Raw genomic sequence first — 16,768 nt, forward strand, 5'->3', positions numbered from 1 at the left:
ATGAACAATTGGCCACGCCTGGCGCTCAACGCCCTGGGACTGACGCTATCGCTCTCCGGCAGCGCGTTCGCGCAGCTTGCCGCTGTCGACCCCGGTCCCTACACCTTTGCCACCGGGAAATTCCCGATGTGGTTTCAGGACAACAACAACCTGTCGATGGAACTGTGCCAGTCGCGCGCCGCGAGTTCGCGCGTGCCGGCCACGGTGCCGCCGTCCTACATGTGCATTCTGTTGGCGGAACCGGGCATCTACGACGATGCCCAGCCGATGATTTTCCCCGACAACTGGCCGCCTGAAGCGTTCTGGTTTGCCGCGGAAACCTCGATCCCGCAAGTCGGCAACAGCGGTTACGAGCTGGAAGTCTACGTCGCAGCCCTCGAAGCGGCGTTCGGTTCCGAAGTCCCGGCTGAAGGCGATCAGGTCGCCTTCGCGCGGATTCGCCTGCGGGTTTCGGTACCCACCGCCGGGATCTACACCATCACTCACCCGTACGGGGTGGAAACGGTCAACGTCACGGCGCCAGGTCGCCGTGCAATCAACCTCACCCGCGACATCGGCATTGGCGCGCCGGGCGATTTCAGCGGCGTATTGGGCGGCAACATCGGGCCGTTCCTGCGCAGCGTCAACGGCCCCTACACTGAAGTGAACCCGGACACTGGCGCAGTGGAAACCTTCGTCGGCGACCCTAACCTCACCGAACAAGTGACGGGCAGCCCCAACAACACCAACTTCGTGCGGATTCAAGGTCCGGCCGGAACGATTCAAACCAACCTGTTCACTGTGTCCGGCAAAGTCCTCGACAACCGTGCACAGACCCCGGTGGAAATCGGCCGCGCCACCTACCGGCGTACACCCACCGGCCCGGGAGCCAGCAGTACCCGAGTGGAAGTCTTCGGCGACTCGAGCAACAGTTCGAGCCTGTGCTTCCGTGAAACCGTCGCTTTGGTCCCCGGGCCACCGCTGTCGCCGTGCCTGATCAACATGACCGGTGACAACAACGGCCTGTTCTTCGGACAACGTCAGTTTACCGGTGCAGTGCCTCCTGTGGTCGTGGTCACTGCCAGCAATCCTACCGGCACGACCCGGCCAACTGCCGTGTCGAGCAAGGTCACCGACCTGGTGAAAATCCAGACCGCCCGCTACAACTGGAGCAACAACAGCCTGCTGATCGAAGCCACCTCGACGGATGAAGTGGCCGTGCCAGACATGGTTGCTCAAGGTTATGGACGGCTGTCGAAAACCGGCACGCTGCAACGTCTGACCATTTCCGACCTCGCGCAACCACCCGCCACCGTCACGGTGAAATCTGCCGCCGGCGGCAGCGACACCGAGCCAGTGGTTGTAGTGGGAACGGCACCGGACAGCGGCGAGAATCAGGCGCCGGTGGCAGTGGCCGACAGCGGCAGCACCAGCTTCGGCATCCCGCTGACCCTCAACCTGCTGACCAACGACGACGATCCCGACGGCGACACGCCGCTGAGCATCACCGAGCTCACCCAACCGGCCGCCGGCCAGGGGACGGTGGCGTTGAGCGGCAGCACCGCGGTGGTCTACACGCCACCGGCAGTGGTCAATGCTCCACTGACCACGACCTTCACCTACAAGGCGCAAGACGTCAAAGGCCTGGCCTCGGCCACCCCGGCGACCGTGACCATCACCGTGGCGCCTAACCAGGTGCCTGTGGCGGTCAACGACAGCATCGCCACGTTGGGTGTGGCCATCCCGATCAACGTGCTCGCCAACGACACCGATCCGGAAGGCAACGTACCGCTGGCCATCGCCAGTGTCACCCAACCTGCGGCAGGTCGCGGCACCGTCAGCTCCAACGGCACGGTGATCACCTACACCCCACCGGCCACCGTCACGACGGCGTTCACCACGACCTTCACCTACATCGCCAGGGACAGCGTAGGCGCCTTGTCCACCCCGGGAACGGTCACCGTGCAAGTCTCGCCACGGCCAGCCGCCGAGAACTTCGCGGTGACAGCGGCCACGGTGACAGCGCGTTCCAACAACCGCTTCAACTGGGACTTCAGCGGTACCTCGTCGGTGACCACCGGCAACACCATCACTGTCGAGGTTTCGACCCCGACCGGACCGGTGACGCTGGGCACCACCACCGTGCCATTGACCGGACGCTGGAGACTGACGGTGAGCAACAGCACCACGGTGGTTCCATCGGCCAATCCGACTGCAACCATTCGCTCGTCACAGGGCACGGTGCGCTCGGTCACAGTCATCGCCAACTGAGCCATCGCCCCCTCAATCGCATCGGTTGAGGGGGCGAACGCTTGCCAGAGGATAACGTCATGAAAACGTCGACCGCCGCCCTGCTCTGCCTGCTTGCGTTATGCAGCAGCGCCGTTCTGCGCGCCGACGATTTGATGGAAAACGAAGACATCGCCCCCGGCGCTGACCTCGGCGAGTTGCCGGCGCCGATCGGCCAGCAAGCGCTGATCGAACAGATCGGCGAGGCCAACCACGCACTGCTGCAACAGAACGGCCAGTCGCTGCTCGGCAGCATCGTCCAGGCGGGCAGCAATCAAGAGGCATTCATCCTGCAACAAGGCAGCGACCTGATGGCAATGATCACTCAACAAGGGTCCGGCAACGCCGCGTCAATCACTCAGAACGGTAACCACAACCGCGCGCAGATTTCCCAGAACGGCAACAACAACGACGCCAGCATCGACCAGGCGGGTACGGGGCTTTCCAGCGCCGTCAACCAGGCTGGGAACGGCATGAGCGTTTCGGTCAAACAGTATCGTTAAGCACTGCAACAACCCGGAGGTTTCATCATGTTCAAACTGACGCCCCTCACCGCCGCCATCCTGGTCATTGTCAGTGCCCAGGCAATGGCGGACGACAGCGTTTCAAGCCAGAGCCAGCTCGGTACCGCCAACATCGCCGATGTGAAGCAAAGCCAGGCCAGTTTTGCCAGCGCGACCCAGCAACAACTGGGTGGCGGCAACGACGCAGCGGCGTTTCAGGACAACGCCACCAGCGTCATCACCCAGGATCAGGCCGGCGAATTCAACGCCGGTTACGCCGAGCAGTTGTTCGAAAACGGCAGCACCATCACCCAGCAACAGGTCGGCAGCTTCAACATCAGCCATGCCAGCCAGTCTGTCGGGACACTGGGTACCAACGAGGCGCTGCAACAGCAGCAAGGCACGGGTAACTTCTCCTTCGTCTATCAGGAATCCCAGGACGCCAGCACCGGCACCACGTATCAGGTCGGTGCAGGCAACGAAGCCAACATCGAACAGTTCATCTTCGGTGCCGGCAACAACGCGACCGTCATCCAGTTCGGCACCGCCAACTACGGCACCGCCGAACAGATCGGCCACATGGCCGGACAGATCAACATCAACCAGGCCGGTGAGAGCAACTACGCCTATGGCGACCAGAGTTTCGGTGACGGCGGCACCATCACCATCAACCAGCTCGGTGATTTCAACGGCACCGAAGTCTGGCAAGACTCGCAAGTCGCCAGCCAGGCCACGGTCAACCAGAACGGGCAAACCAACGAAACCGTGGTCGATCAGAGCTTCGGCGAAAACAACGTCGCGCAGATCCTGCAAGTCGGCGACCTCAACGCGATCTACGCTGACCAGTTCGAGTCGGTCGGCTCAACCCTTGCGCTGTACCAGCAAGGAACCAACAACGTGCACTTCACCTACCAGACCGGTGACAGCCATGTGCTCAACGCCACTTCGGTGGGCAACGGCAACAAGGTCCACGCCAGCAACTGGAAAGGCCCCGAATCCGGTGGACAGTTCGGCAGCAATCAGCGTGCGACCGTCAACCAGGCCGGTAACAACAACATCGCCAACTTCACCCAGGATGGCGTCGGCCATGTCATGACCACCAACCAGACCGGCAGCGGCAACAAAACCACGGTCACCCAGGCCGACTCGTACAACGAGCTGTACTTCGACCAGAACGGCAGCGACAACATCCTCATCGCCTCGCAACGCGGTACCACCAACCTGGCGGAAGGCTCCTCTACCGGCTCGGGCAACATCACCGAGTTCGACCAGTCCGGCACCGGCAATCAGGCGCTTACTAACCAAATGTACGGCAGCGACAACCAGATCACGGTCAAACAGACCGACAGCATGAACGTGGCTTACGTGACCCAGGGCGGGACGGGCAACATGGCCAGCGTCGACCAGAGTGGCGTGACGCAAATGGCGACCGTGCAGCAGTTTGGCGCGGATAATCAGGCGACTGTTTTGCAGCAGTGATGTTTTTGAGGGAGAAAGAACCGCGATTCTTTTTGGAGGGTCGCGGTCTTTTGTGGATGGCTGTTTTTAGAGATTGCGGCTGATTGACAGTGCCGGGTTTGAACAGGCGCTCTGCGTGCGAACCCGGTTTGCAGGAGCCGGCTTTGCTGGCGATGGTGGGTTGATGACGCCATCGCTGGCAAGCCAGCTCCTGCAATGTTTTGGGTACATTGGCGGGTTTTTGGGTGGCTGCCAGGCCGCATTCGCGAACAAGCTTTGCCCATGTAGATACTGAGTAAACACGGGAGAGCCGGACGACTTTCAAAGCCTGGTCAGCCCCAGAGGCCGCCAAGACTGGCCGCTAGGAAACCTGCAAAGGCGCCGACATGAACTGCCCAATCCGACCGCGCAACCAGCGCTCCGCCGGATCATTGTCATGCACGCCGCTCCAGGCCATCGACAACTGCGCCGCCTCGATCGGAAACGGCGGATCCTCGGCCCGCAACGCACAGCCCTCGACCAATGCACAGGCCGCGTAATCCGGCACCGTCGCAATCATCTCCGTCCCGGCGAGCAATGCCCGCAACCCGCTGAACTGCGGCACACCCAGCACCACCCGACGACTGCGCCCGATCTTCGCCAAATCCAGATCGATATTGCCGCTCAAATCTCCCGAAAACGACACCATCGCATGCGGCCGCTCACAGTATTCGTCCAGGGACATCGGCCCCGGCCGTTTGTCACCGCGCAGCACTTTGCAGGGGATATCGCGCAGCGTCTTGCGCTTGGCGTTCGCCGGCAAATCCGTGGTGTAACTCACCCCGACCGAAATCTCACCCGAGGCCAGCAACGCCGGCATCAGCAAATAATTCGCCCGACGCACCACCACAATGATCCCCGGCGCCTCCTCGCGCAGTTGCGTCAACAACGGCGGAAACAAACCGAACTCGGCGTCGTCGGACAGACCGATGCGGAACACATCACAGCTGGTAGTCGGATCAAACTCCTTGGCCCGGCTGACCGCACCGGAAATAACATCCATCGCCGGCTGCAATTCCTTGAGGATCGCCAGCGCCCGCGCCGTCGGTTCCATGCCGCGACCATTACGCAGCAACAGCGGATCGTCAAACAAATCGCGTAACCGCCCTAACGCCGCACTTACTGCCGGTTGGCCCATGAACAATTTCTCGGCCACCCGCGTCAGGTTCTTTTCGAACATCAACGCTTCAAAAATCACCAGCAGGTTCATGTCGACGCGGCGCAGATCATTACGGTTCATAGGCACGGTTCCATTGTGTTGTGAGCGTCCAGCCAATCAGCCGGACTGCGATTGTGTCTGACTTCAGTCAATCGTGCCCACCCAACAGGTGAAATTAACAACGTTTAACTCGCTTGCCGGAGCTGCGCAGCCAAAAATGGAGACCACTCACACGGACATTTGCCATGGCTCACTTTCAGCAAAACGCCGCGTGCGCGGCAGCCACTGAAACGCGCAAAAAAAACCTGGGCGGGCTTGCTTCGTGGCGCGAAAGCCTGGCCAAGCAACTGATCCTCGATCGCCTCAGCGAGACCATTGAAGTGGCTGAACTGGCGAGCGCCTGCGCCCTCTCCCGCAGTCACTTTTCCCGCGCCTTCAAACGCAGCACCGGACTGTCGCCGCAAGACTGGATACGCGATCAACGCATCGCCCGCGCCAAACACCTGATTCGTAGCACCGACCTCAGCCTCACGCAAATCAGCCTCGAATGCGGCTTCTGCGACCAGGCCCACTTCTGCCACAGGTTTACCCGCAGCGAAGGTATCAACCCGTTTGCATGGCGCTGCCATGCCATGCGCCCGCAACTGCGTCCTGCCCCGGCAAACACCCGCCAAGCCGCCAGCCTGCCTACCTGATTCGAACTGACAAAAAACCCTGTAGGGCCGGCTTGCTGGCGATGGCGATTTTGAAGACGCCATCGCTGGCAAGCCAGGCTCCTACAGGATTGAGGGCATGCTCCCGAGCGTCGCCACGCCACAAAATCCCGTAGGAGCCGGCTTGCTGGCGATGGCGATTTTGAAGACGCCATCGCTGGCAAGCCAGGCTCCTACAAAGTGCGTCAGCCTTGGAGAAACGCCAGCAGATCGGCGTTGAGCTGATCCTTGTGGGTATCGGTCAAACCATGCGGGGCGCCTGGGTAGACTTTCAACGTGGACCCCTTCACCAGTCTTGCCGAAGCGATGCCGGCGGCTTCGATCGGCACCACTTGATCGGCGTCACCGTGCACTACCAGCGTCGGCACATCGAACTTCTTCAAGTCTTCGGTGAAATCGGTTTCGGAGAAGGCCTTGATGCAGTCATAGGCGTTCTTGTGGCCGGAGGTCATGCCCTGCATCCAGAACCAGTCGATCATGCCTTGCGAAGGCTTGGCGTCGGGTTTGTTGAAGCCAAAAAAAGGACCGCTGGCCAAGTCGATGTACAGCTGCGACCGGTCCTTCAGCGACGCCTCGCGAATGCCGTCAAAGACTTCAATCGGCAAACCGCCCGGGTTGGCTTCGGTCTTGAGCATCAGCGGCGGCACCGAGGAAATCAGCCCGGCCTTGGCCACGCGTGCAGTGCCGTGGCGACCGATATAGCGCGCCACTTCGCCGCCGCCGGTTGAGAAGCCGAACAGCACGGCGCCCTTGAGATCGAGCAGTTCGATCAACTGCGCGAGGTCGTCGGCGTAGGTGTCCATGTCATTGCCGGCCCACGGTTGGCTGGAGCGGCCATGGCCACGGCGGTCGTGGGCGATGACCCGATAACCTTTGGACGCCAGGAAAATCATCTGCGATTCCCAGCTGTCGGCGTTCAGTGGCCAGCCGTGGCTGAACACCACGGGCTGACCGCTGCCCCAGTCTTTGTAGTAAATTTCGGTATCGTCTCGGGTGGTAAACGTGCTCATGCGGTGTCTCCCTGGCGAATGTGAGGCGCGGACCGCTACTGCGTGACATCGTGCGGCTGTCTACCCGGAGTGTCGGGCGTAGCCACTTGGCGAGACGAGTTAAACGTTGTTAATTGTCGATTGCGCTCCTGGAAAAACCTGAGGAATATGCCGCTAAACCGCGAATTAGACGGATGCAAGCAGGAGTGACACGTTGACCCTTTCCCCCGCCCCGGCCATCCATTTCGGCCCCTACCGGATTTACCCGGCTCAACGCCTTGTGATGGAAGCCGACCAGCCGCTGCGCCTGGGTCGCCGCGCCATGGACATTCTGTTGATCCTGCTGGCGCACGCTGGAAGTGTGGTGAGCAAACAGGAACTGATCGCCGGGGTCTGGCCCGACAGCGTGGTCGAAGACATCAACCTGCGCGTGCACATGGCGGCGTTGCGTAAAGCCCTCGGCGACGGTCAGGCTGGCCAGCGCTACATCATCACCGTGGCGCAGCGCGGCTACAGCTTCGTCGCGCCCTACTCCGTCGAGCACATCGAGCAACAGCCGGAAGGCGCAGCTGCCCGTTCAAATGCTCACAATCTGCCGGTGCGCCGCACACGCATGATCGGCCGTGAAGGCCTGATCGACAGCCTCGTCGTGCAGCTCTCACGGCAGCGTTTCATAACCCTGGTCGGGCCCGGCGGCATTGGCAAAACCACCGTGGCGCTGCGCGTTGCCGAACAGTTGATCGGCCATTACCGGGACGGCATTCGCCTGCTGGATCTCACGCCGATCAACGACCCTTCGATGATCACTGCGCACCTGGCAACCCTGCTCGAGCTGTCCCTGCACGAAGTCGAACTGCCGGGCAGCCTGGCGAACGCGCTGCGCGAACGACACATGCTGCTGGTGATCGATAATTGCGAGCACCTGATCGACGCCATTGCGCTGCTCAGCGAAAGCATCCTGCGTGCTGCTCCGCACGTGCACATCCTGGCGACCAGCCGCGAGAGTTTGCGAGCCGAGGGGGAATTTGTGCAGCGTCTCGATTCGCTGGATTGCCCGCCGCCGATTGCCGTGCCGGACCGCGCTCACGCCCTGAAATTTCCAGCCCTGCAATTGTTTGTCGAACGCGCCATGGCCAGCCATGAAAGTTTTGAACTGACCGACGACGCACTGCCCCATGCCATCGAAATCTGCCGTCGCCTGGATGGCATCCCGCTAGCGCTGGAACTGGCCGCCGCACAAGTCGGCAGCCTCGGAATGCACGCTGTGCTGGCGCAGCTGCAAGGTTGTTTCCGACTGCCCCCTCACGGCACTCAAACCGCGCTGGGTCGCCACCAGACGTTGCGCGCCACGCTCGACTGGAGCTTCGCCCTGCTCACCACCTGCGAGCAGACCTGTTTGCGCCGCCTGGGGGTGTTCAACGCGGGATTCACGCTGGAGTCCGCTGCGGCCGTGATCATCGGCGAGCACATCGAACCGGGTGAAGTGCTTGGCTCAATCACGCAACTGGTGGCCAAGTCGCTGCTGAACGTGGAAGTCGGCGATGAACACGTGTTCTATCGCCTGCTCGACACCACGCGCCGCTACGCCGTGGAGAAACTCGAACAGAGCGCCGAGCTGGACGCCACCCGCCAACGTCACGCTGAGCGCTGCCTGATGTTGATGCAACAGGCGCAACTCAACTGGGAGCTTATTGCTACAGCGGTCTGGATCGAGCGCTACGCCCGAAGCCTTGAGGACATTCGCTCGGCTCTCGACTGGGGCTTGAATGGAGACGGTCCGCAGACACTGGCGATCCAGCTGACCGCGACATCGGCCCCCCTGTGGCAGGAACTGTCGCTGCTCAAGGAACACGGCGGTTACGTGCGCAAGGCACTGGCGTTGCTTGAGGCATCACCGACACCCTGCCCTCAACTGCAAATGGTCCTGAAGCTGGCGCTGGGCAGTTCCTGCTACCACTCCCAGGGCGGCACCGCAGAGACCATCGAAGCTTTCGCCAGCGCCAGATCCCTGGCCCGACAATGCGATGACGTGGCCGGTCAACTGCGTGCGCTGTCCGGCCACATGGCGGTGAACCTGAGCTGCGCCAATTACCAGATGGCCCTCGAACAGAGCGAGCAATTCGACCGATTGGGACTGCCGGACGATGCGCTGTTGTCGCTCAGCACGCAGCGACTTCGCGTCTTGGCATTGCACTTTTCCGGTGATCAAATGCTCGCACGGGCGGATGCCGACCAGGTCCTCCAGCGCATGGCCCAAAGCGGCCACCTTAACCGCTTCACTCACGGGTTCGGCGTGCAATACGATCAGAGCGTTGCAGCGCTGACGATTCTGGCGCGCATTCTCTGGCTGCAAGGCCAACCGGAAAAGGCTTGGCGCACCGCTCGCCAGGCGCTGGACATCGCGATTCAGATCGACCATGGCACGTCCATCTGCTACACCCTGGCGATGGCCGGCTGCCTGATCGCGCACTACAACGGCGACACGCAAACCGCTCGCGAGCTGCTGCGTCTCCTGCTCGAACAAGCGCAGAAACACTCGGTGCTGCTGTTCTATACCTGGGGGCGCCAGTATGCGCAGGTGATCGACCACGCCGGTGTGCAGGCGCCGCTGAGGCCAGGTGTCGGGCTGATCAAGGACTTGATGATCACGCTCGACACCGCGTTCGTCGACGATGATTTATTGCAACGAGCGGACGCCGGCACGGCAGGCTGGAGCACTGCGGAAATCCTCCGTGCCAAGGCGCAGGCGCTGCTGGTGGATGATTGCCCACGCAACGCCGAAACCGCCGAAGCCGTGCTGATCCGGGCGTTGAGCGTAGCCAGGCATCAGGGCGCGCTGGCGTGGGAGCTGCGCAGCGCGACGTCGCTTGCATGGCTTTGGCAGCATCAGGGCCGGCACTCGCAAGCTCACACAGTGCTCGCACCGATTTACGGCCGCTTCACCGAAGGCTTTGCCACCCCGGACGTGATCAAAGCCCGACAGCTACTCGACGGGTTGCAGGGCCATCTGTCGGTTTGAGCGCCAGCGCACTTGGCTGATGTAGCGGGCATGACGCCTTTCGAAGACGCGCGATGCGCCGCTGTGTTCTAGCTTTTCCAGCGCATAGGTGCGGGTGGTGTTGAGGAGCCGGTAGCGAGTCAGGCCACTGCCCTGCTCCAGTGACAGCAACGACTGGCGCGCCAGACTTTCCATCGCATCCAGCAGTCGACTCGGCGACAGCACCGCGCAACTGACCACGCCGATCGCGACGTCGGGGGTGAAGGCTAATTTGAACACTGCCAACCGTTGCAGCACGGTTTGCTCAAGTTCACTCAGCTGTTCATAGCTCCAGTCCAGTGTGGCTTTGAGCGTCTGGTGTCGAGGCACCGCCGTGCGCCGACCGAGCGTCAGCAACTCAAAGCAGTTATCCAGTTGCGCCTGCAATCCCACCAGCCCCAAGGCATCAATATGCGACGCGGCCAGTTCAATGGCGAGCGGCAAGCCATCGAGGCGTCGGCAGATTTCCCGCACGCTTTGCAGGTCCTGCTCGCGCAGGGCAAACCCGTGCTGACGGTTGCGCGCGCGGCTGACGAACAGCTGAACTGCCGAATAGCCCATGGACTCGGTGACAGTGTGCACTGACGTCGACGGTGGAACTGCCAACGCGGGCAAACGCAGCAGCGTTTCTCCGCATGCCATCAACGGCGCACGGCTGGTGACGAGAATCGACAGGCGTGGTGCGGATTCGATCAGCGCCTCGACCAGCGTCCGGCAGCGGTCCAAGACGTGTTCGCAATTGTCCAGCACCAGCAAGGCATGCCGTTGCGCTAACGCTTCCAGGCCAGTGCCCCTCTCCAGTTGCAGGGCCCTCGTCAAATGATCGACGACCTGCGCCGGGCCATCGATGCTGGCGAAATCAACCAGCCAAACGCCGTCCTGATAGTGCTGCAACAGTAACTCCGCCACGCGCAGTGCGACGGTGGTCTTGCCGATGCCGCCGGGGCCGACCAAAGTCATTAGCCGCCGGACCGGCAACTGCCGGACCAGACCACCGACAATGGAATCGCGACCGGTGACCGGAGTGAGCCGTGCGGGCAGATTGTGCTGCGGTTTCTGCACGGCCGCTATCGAGGTCTGCTCACTTGCTGGCACCTGCTGCACCACCGCGACAAAGCTGTAACCACGCTGTGGAATATTGACGATGTAACGCTGGCCGTTCTGCCCGTCACCCAAAGCACGACGTAACGCCGCGATGTGCACGCGCAGGTTGATTTCTTCGACCACCGACGTCGGCCAGACCTCGGCGATCAATTCGTCTTTGCTGACAACGCAGCCGGCGCGCTGCACCAGCACCTGCAGAATGTCCAGTGCCCGACCGCCCATGCGCAACGGCCGGTCGCCATCGAGGATCAGCCGCTGCCGAGGGTGATACACGTAGGGGCCGAATTGCAGCACGGCCGCGCTGTTCAAATCTCTGAGGCTGTTCATGCGCGCTCATGTGCGCAAACCCGGGCCGCTTGCGCTTGCGCCAGGCTCGCGCACCTCCATTGCAAAGAGTTCAGCACTATCTTGGCAGGCGATGATGACGGCACAACTGCCACGGAGGGAGCGTCGCGGCCATCACGGTGCGCGCAACGGACAAAACCGGGTCAACTGAACTGCTCGCGATACTGAGTGGGGGTCAAACCGAGTTTTTCACTGAACAGAAAGCGCATGTGCCGGACGCTGCCGAAGCCGCTTTTGAAGGCGACCGTCTTGAGCGGCAACTCACTGGTTTCCAACAAATTTCTCGCGCAATCAATGCGCGCGCTCTGGAGGAATTCCATGGGTGTCAAGTTCACTTCCCGAGTGAACATCCTCGCGAAATGCCGAGTACTCATGGTGGCCAGACCGGCCATGCGCTCAATCGTAAACCCTTCGCCGAGGTGTTCGAGCACGTAATTCTGCACCCGCGTGACCGGCGTTTCTTGAGGGGCCACCGCGGCCATCAACGGACTGAACTGTGCCTGCCCGCCTTGGCGTTTCATCACCACCAGCAAGACTTTGGCGACGTCCTGAGCGACTTTTTTGCCATGGTCCTGCGCAACCACGGCGAGTGCCAGGTCGATGCCGGCAGTGACCCCGCCGGAAGTCATCAGGTTGCGGTCCTGCACGTAGATCTGGTCGGTTTCGACGCTGGCTTTGGGGAAACCCTTGATCAGGCGTTCGGTGTAATGCCAGTGCGTGGTCACGCGGTAGCCGTCGAGCAAACCGGCATGCCCGAGTACGAAGGCACCGGTGCAGATCGAGCCGTAGCCACCGGCGCGGCTGACGGCGCTCTGCAACCAGGCCAGCAGCGGCGGGTGTCGTTCGTTGTAAGCGCCGGGACCGCCGGGCACCAGTAGCAAGTCATAACGCTCGTTGGCCTGATTGATGTGCACATCGGCCTGCACGTTGACGCCGTTGGACGCCCGCAACGGCCCCGGCTCGGTGCCGATGGTCGTGGGTTGGTAATGCTCGCCTGGCGGCAGGTAACGATTGGCGATGGAAAAAACCTCCATCGGCCCGGCCATGTCGAGCAGGAGAAAGTCGGGGAACAGCACCATTGCCACGGTTTTCATGAATACGTAATCACTGGAGTCAAAATGGGGGTGGACGCTAAAACTGCAGGTGCAAAGTCTGTGGGAGCAAAGCGGTCAGTTGCGAGACAGGATGCATTATGGCCGAGCAAGGCGTCTTCCGCAGATCCACTGTTAACTGTCAACTCCATCAGGACAGTATTTCAATTTTCATCTACTTATTGCACCCAGCAGTAAACATTAACCTTCTCCTCACTCGGACGAATCAACGTCCCAACAGGAGATTTCATCATGCTGACTCTTCGCAAAGCTTCTGATCGCGGTGCGGCCAATCACGGTTGGTTGAAGTCGTTCCACACCTTTTCCTTCGCCAACTACCGCAACCCGGAAGAGCAGGGTTTTTCCGACCTGTTGGTGATCAATGACGACCGCGTCGCGGCCGGTAAAGGTTTCGGTCAGCACCCGCACCGCGACATGGAGATTTTCTCCTACGTGCTCGAAGGTGCTCTGGAACATAAAGACACCTTGGGCACCGGCTCGGTGATTCGTCCTGGCGATGTGCAACTGATGAGCGCCGGCAGCGGCGTGGCTCACAGCGAGTACAACCACTCGCAGACGCGCCCGGTGCATTTCCTGCAAATCTGGATCGTGCCGCAAGTGAGCGGCGCCAAACCGCGTTATCAGCAAGAGCACTTCAGTACGCAGAAAAAACGTGGCCGCTTGCAGCTGATCATTTCGCCTGACGGCGACAAGGGCTCGCTGAAAGTGCGCCAGGATGCACGGGTGTACGCAGCGCTGATCGACGGCAAGGAAAGCGCCACGCTCGAACTGGCGGCCAATCGTTATGCCTACGTGCACGTGGCGCGCGGCAGCGTTGAACTTAACGGCGTGCAGTTGCAGGAAGGCGACGGCGTGCGGTTGCGGCAGGAACAGGTATTGACGTTGGGTAACGGCGTGGATGCCGAAGTGCTGGTATTTGACTTGCGCCCACAGGAATTGCCGGAAATGCCGTAAAAGTTGGAGATCAAAAGATCGCAGCCTCGCTTCGCTCGACAGCTCCTACAAGGAATTCAAAATCCCTGCAGGAGCTGTCGAGTGAAACGAGGCTGCGATCTTTTATAAACGTTAATCCCCCGCCCCTGAAAACCCCGCAACGATCTCATCGATTACCGCCCGCACCCGCGCCGTATGCCGCAAGTCCGCATGGGTCACAAGCCACACGTCGTAGGGCACCGGTCGCGTACGCTCCGGCCATAACCGTACCAACCCGTCACGCTGTAACTGACAATGCATCGGTAGACGCTGCAAAGGTGACAACCGCCCCAGGTGTTTACCTGTTGTTCGCCCAGTACGCATTCATGGCCGCCGGCCTTGTCCCGGCGATGGTATTCCTGGTGGATTACGTGGCCCGCGGGCTCGGTGCCGGAGCGCATGTCGGAGCTCTGATCTGGGTGATGTATGGGGTGGGCGCGATCATCGGCCCCGTCAGTTATGGCTTACTCGCAGACCGGTTCGGCGCCAGACTGAGTATCCGATTAGTCTTGGCAGTGCAGGCGATAGCCGTCAGTCTGCTCGCGCTGACCAACTCCTTTGCAGCACTGGCACTGCTCGCGGTCATCCTCGGGTCATTTCCACCCGGCATCGTTCCGCTGGCACTGGCGCGGGTTCACGAACTGATTCCGAATCATCACCAGCAGCAAATTGCCTGGAGCCGCGCCACCGTGTCGTTCGCCACGTTCCAGGCGATTGCAGGGTTTGCCTATTCGGCGCTGTTCAATGCCAGTGGCGGTCACCATCAATTATTGTTCGGCATCGCGGCCGGGGCGATCATGGTGGCATTGTTGCTGGAGCTGGTGATGCGCCTGGTGAGTCGTCGGCCGCCGGCGCTGCTGAATTGCTCTTGAGGTCTGAAAATCGCAGCCTGCGATCTTTTGATCAACCGCAACATTGCGCGGTCCCATTTAATTGAACGCCTTACAACAGGACTCCAAAATGACTCTGCCCCAAACCATGACCCTGATTGAAATCACCGAACCCGGCGGGCCGGAGGTGCTGAAGCCGCGTCAGGAACCGGTGCCCGTCGCCGATGCGGGCGAAGTGCTGATTCGCGTGCACGCCGCCGGGGTCAATCGCCCCGACGTCATTCAGCGCAGCGGCAAGTACCCGATGAAACCGGGCATGAGCCCGATCCCCGGCCTGGAAGTCGCCGGTGAAGTAGTGGCCATCGGTAAAGGCGTCAGCGAATTCATTGTCGGCGACCGCGTGTGCGCCCTGACCAATGGCGGCGGCTACGCGCAATATTGCGTCGCGCCGGCCAGCCAGACCCTGCCGATTCCTGATGGCATGGAGTGGGTGCAAGCGGCGGCCGTCCCGGAAACATTCTTCACGGTGTGGGCGAATCTGTTCGACATCGGCGGCGCCAGCAAAGGCCAGCGTGCATTGGTTCACGGCGGGACCAGCGGCATCGGCACCACCGCGTTGATGCTGTGCCGCGAATTCGGCGTCAAAGCGTTCGCTACAGCGGGCAGCGAGGAAAAGTGTGCGGCGATCCGCCAGTTGGGCGCCGAGGCGATCAACTATCGCGATGAAGATTTTGTGGAGGTATTGAAGGAAAAAACCGCCGGCAAGGGCGTCAATGTCATTCTCGACATCATGGGCGGCTCGTACCTGAATCAGAACATCGCGGCGCTGGGGATGGACGGACGTCTGGTGATGTTGGGGTTTCTTGGCGGTGCGCATGCCAAGGACATCGACCTGATGGCCATTCTGGGCAAACGCGCAACGATCACCGGTTCGCTGATGCGCTCCCGCACCCGCGAAGAAAAAGCCTCGATCGCCGAGCAGTTGCGCGAGTACGTCTGGCCGGTGCTCGCCGCCGGGCGCTGCTTGCCGATCATCGACAAGGTGTTCCCGCTGGCTGAAGCCGCACAGGCGCATGCCCGGATGGAAGCCGGTGATCACATCGGCAAGATTGTGTTGCAAGTGGATTGACTGTTTTCCTGTGCCAGAGAGCCTGACTGCGGCAGCGGTGCCAGTTTGAGGGCCGCGTCGCGCCCCCAAAACGCACGGCTGTCGCAATTTTTCCCGCCCCTGCCACGCATCTGTTAAAAACCGGACTCCAGTCATTAAACGGTAATCCGTCCAATGCCCCTTCCCCTCCTCACCCGCCTGCGCCGACGCTGGTTGACGCTGACGTGCATGGCCGCGCTGATTGTCGGTCTGCCCGCGGGTTGTGGTGTGCTGGAACAAACAGAACGCGAGTTGCTGTTTCGCATCGAGCCGGGTACGGCCCGTTGGTATCGCGGGTTGCCTGCAGACGTCCAGGAGTTCGACATCAAACCGGCCGATTTCAAGGCCGGACAAAACCTGCATGCCTGGTGGTGGCCGGCAGCGCGCCGCGATGCGCCGTCGATCCTCTACCTGCATGGCGTGCGCTGGAACCTCACGGGCCAGGCGTTCCGGATCGAGCAGCTGCGCGCCATGGGCTATTCGGTGCTGGCCATCGACTACCGCGGTTTTGGCCGGAGCAAAGGCGATCTTCCGTCAGAGGCCAGTGTTTACGAAGACGCGCGCATTGCCTGGGAACGTTTCACGCAGATGCAACCTGACGCCAGTAAACGCCTGATCTACGGCCATTCACTGGGCGGTGCGGTGGCCGTCGATCTGGCGGCCGACCTCGCCGCGCAGGCTAAAAAAGACGACGTTGCAGTTCCGGTGCGCGGACTGGTGATCGAGTCCACGTTCACCACGCTGGGTGACGCGGTGGCGCAAGTGGCGGAAAGCAAACTGCCGGTGAAATGGCTGCCGGTACGTTGGTTGCTGTCGCAGAAATTCGACTCGATCGACAAGATCGTCGACATCGACATGCCGCTGCTGGTGGTGCACGGCTTGGCTGACCAGTTCATGCCTTCGCGTTTCAGCCAGCAACTGTTCAATGCCGCCAACGAACCCAAACGCCTGTTGCTGGTGCCGGGTGGGACGCACAACAACAGCATGAGCCTCGGCAACAGCCAGTATCGTCAGGCGCTGGAAGGTTTGATGAAAACCAGACCGCCGCAGATGGCCGGGCCGTTAGTGGTCCGGCCTTCGCCGCAATCCTGA

General features: G+C 61.3%; 12 protein-coding genes and 2 pseudogenes. 9 read left to right on the top strand and 5 right to left on the bottom strand.

Translation table 11 applies throughout. The features are described 5' to 3' along the window. Genes ACYZTS_RS22265 through ACYZTS_RS22275 form a run of 3 tightly spaced genes read left to right on the top strand, consistent with a single transcriptional unit; the run spans nt 1 to nt 4,250 of the window. On the top strand, nt 1–2,250 hold the full coding sequence (locus tag ACYZTS_RS22265) for an Ig-like domain-containing protein (RefSeq protein WP_461992106.1): 2,250 nt from the start codon (nt 1–3) through the stop codon (nt 2,248–2,250). Nucleotides 2,251–2,309: 59 nt separating this feature from the next. Next, entirely contained in the window at nt 2,310–2,771 is a 462-nt protein-coding gene (locus ACYZTS_RS22270) for a curlin (RefSeq protein WP_461992108.1), read from the top strand. Nucleotides 2,772–2,798: 27 nt separating this feature from the next. Further along, nucleotides 2,799–4,250, top strand: coding sequence for a curlin (locus tag ACYZTS_RS22275; protein WP_461992110.1), 1,452 nt, complete (start codon nt 2,799–2,801; stop codon nt 4,248–4,250). A gap of 340 nt (nt 4,251–4,590) precedes the next feature. On the opposite strand, the gene ACYZTS_RS22280 is transcribed toward ACYZTS_RS22275, so the two are convergent. Next, complete coding sequence (locus tag ACYZTS_RS22280) at nt 4,591–5,508, bottom strand: LysR family transcriptional regulator (protein WP_028624275.1); 918 nt, start codon at nt 5,506–5,508, stop codon at nt 4,591–4,593. A 164-nt stretch (nt 5,509–5,672) separates the two neighbouring features. Between ACYZTS_RS22280 and ACYZTS_RS22285 the strand changes: the two genes are divergently transcribed. Next, complete coding sequence (locus ACYZTS_RS22285; RefSeq protein WP_461992111.1) at nt 5,673–6,122, top strand: helix-turn-helix domain-containing protein; 450 nt, start codon at nt 5,673–5,675, stop codon at nt 6,120–6,122. Nucleotides 6,123–6,325: 203 nt separating this feature from the next. Here the strand turns inward: ACYZTS_RS22285 and ACYZTS_RS22290 are convergent, their stop codons facing one another. Further along, nucleotides 6,326–7,150, bottom strand: coding sequence for an alpha/beta fold hydrolase (locus tag ACYZTS_RS22290; protein WP_028624507.1), 825 nt, complete (start codon nt 7,148–7,150; stop codon nt 6,326–6,328). A gap of 193 nt (nt 7,151–7,343) precedes the next feature. Here ACYZTS_RS22290 and ACYZTS_RS22295 point away from each other — a divergent pair, with 193 nt between their 5' ends. Next, complete coding sequence (locus ACYZTS_RS22295; RefSeq protein ID WP_461992113.1) at nt 7,344–10,148, top strand: ATP-binding protein; 2,805 nt, start codon at nt 7,344–7,346, stop codon at nt 10,146–10,148. Here ACYZTS_RS22295 and ACYZTS_RS22300 read toward each other — a convergent pair. Together ACYZTS_RS22300 and ACYZTS_RS22305 are read right to left on the bottom strand one after the other, a co-directional pair. Next, nucleotides 10,113–11,597 (bottom strand): ATP-binding protein, encoded by a 1,485-nt coding sequence (locus ACYZTS_RS22300; protein WP_461992115.1) that lies wholly within the window; start codon nt 11,595–11,597, stop codon nt 10,113–10,115. The genes ACYZTS_RS22295 and ACYZTS_RS22300 overlap by 36 nt on opposite strands. Nucleotides 11,598–11,758: 161 nt before the next feature. Beyond that, a complete protein-coding gene (locus ACYZTS_RS22305; RefSeq protein ID WP_461992117.1) occupies nt 11,759–12,709 on the bottom strand; it encodes a GlxA family transcriptional regulator in 951 nt (316 codons plus the stop codon). Between the two features lie 249 nt (nt 12,710–12,958). On the opposite strand from ACYZTS_RS22305, the gene ACYZTS_RS22310 reads away from it, so the two are divergent. After that, complete coding sequence (locus tag ACYZTS_RS22310; RefSeq protein ID WP_028624511.1) at nt 12,959–13,681, top strand: pirin family protein; 723 nt, start codon at nt 12,959–12,961, stop codon at nt 13,679–13,681. A 111-nt stretch (nt 13,682–13,792) separates the two neighbouring features. On the opposite strand, the pseudogene ACYZTS_RS22315 reads toward ACYZTS_RS22310, so the two are convergent. Beyond that, nucleotides 13,793–13,945 (bottom strand): annotated as a pseudogene (locus ACYZTS_RS22315) (LysR family transcriptional regulator); the annotation flags it as partial. A gap of 26 nt (nt 13,946–13,971) precedes the next feature. Here ACYZTS_RS22315 and ACYZTS_RS22320 point away from each other — a divergent pair. The 3 genes and pseudogenes from ACYZTS_RS22320 to ACYZTS_RS22330 form a co-directional block, all read left to right on the top strand. Further along, a pseudogene (locus tag ACYZTS_RS22320) lies at nt 13,972–14,571 on the top strand (YbfB/YjiJ family MFS transporter); the annotation flags it as partial. An 88-nt stretch (nt 14,572–14,659) separates the two neighbouring features. Beyond that, on the top strand, nt 14,660–15,658 hold the full coding sequence (locus ACYZTS_RS22325; protein WP_028624512.1) for an NAD(P)H-quinone oxidoreductase: 999 nt from the start codon (nt 14,660–14,662) through the stop codon (nt 15,656–15,658). A gap of 153 nt (nt 15,659–15,811) precedes the next feature. Further along, nucleotides 15,812–16,768: an alpha/beta hydrolase gene (locus tag ACYZTS_RS22330; protein WP_461992120.1), complete on the top strand. Its 957-nt coding sequence runs from the start codon at nt 15,812–15,814 to the stop codon at nt 16,766–16,768.

This window comes from Pseudomonas sp. TMB3-21 (genome assembly GCF_054898145.1).

Excerpts from the sequence above, each read along its gene's own strand:
- ACYZTS_RS22280 (WP_028624275.1), bottom strand. The coding sequence starts at position 5,508 with ATGAACCGTAATGATCTGCGCCGCGTCGACATGAACCTGCTGGTGATT.
- ACYZTS_RS22325 (WP_028624512.1), top strand. The coding sequence starts at position 14,660 with ATGACTCTGCCCCAAACCATGACCCTGATTGAAATCACCGAACCCGGC.
- ACYZTS_RS22330 (WP_461992120.1), top strand. The coding sequence starts at position 15,812 with ATGCCCCTTCCCCTCCTCACCCGCCTGCGCCGACGCTGGTTGACGCTG.
- ACYZTS_RS22270 (WP_461992108.1), top strand. The coding sequence starts at position 2,310 with ATGAAAACGTCGACCGCCGCCCTGCTCTGCCTGCTTGCGTTATGCAGC.
- ACYZTS_RS22275 (WP_461992110.1), top strand. The coding sequence starts at position 2,799 with ATGTTCAAACTGACGCCCCTCACCGCCGCCATCCTGGTCATTGTCAGT.
- ACYZTS_RS22265 (WP_461992106.1), top strand. The coding sequence starts at position 1 with ATGAACAATTGGCCACGCCTGGCGCTCAACGCCCTGGGACTGACGCTA.
- ACYZTS_RS22300 (WP_461992115.1), bottom strand. The coding sequence starts at position 11,597 with ATGAACAGCCTCAGAGATTTGAACAGCGCGGCCGTGCTGCAATTCGGC.
- ACYZTS_RS22310 (WP_028624511.1), top strand. The coding sequence starts at position 12,959 with ATGCTGACTCTTCGCAAAGCTTCTGATCGCGGTGCGGCCAATCACGGT.
- ACYZTS_RS22305 (WP_461992117.1), bottom strand. The coding sequence starts at position 12,709 with ATGAAAACCGTGGCAATGGTGCTGTTCCCCGACTTTCTCCTGCTCGAC.
- ACYZTS_RS22290 (WP_028624507.1), bottom strand. The coding sequence starts at position 7,150 with ATGAGCACGTTTACCACCCGAGACGATACCGAAATTTACTACAAAGAC.
- ACYZTS_RS22285 (WP_461992111.1), top strand. The coding sequence starts at position 5,673 with ATGGCTCACTTTCAGCAAAACGCCGCGTGCGCGGCAGCCACTGAAACG.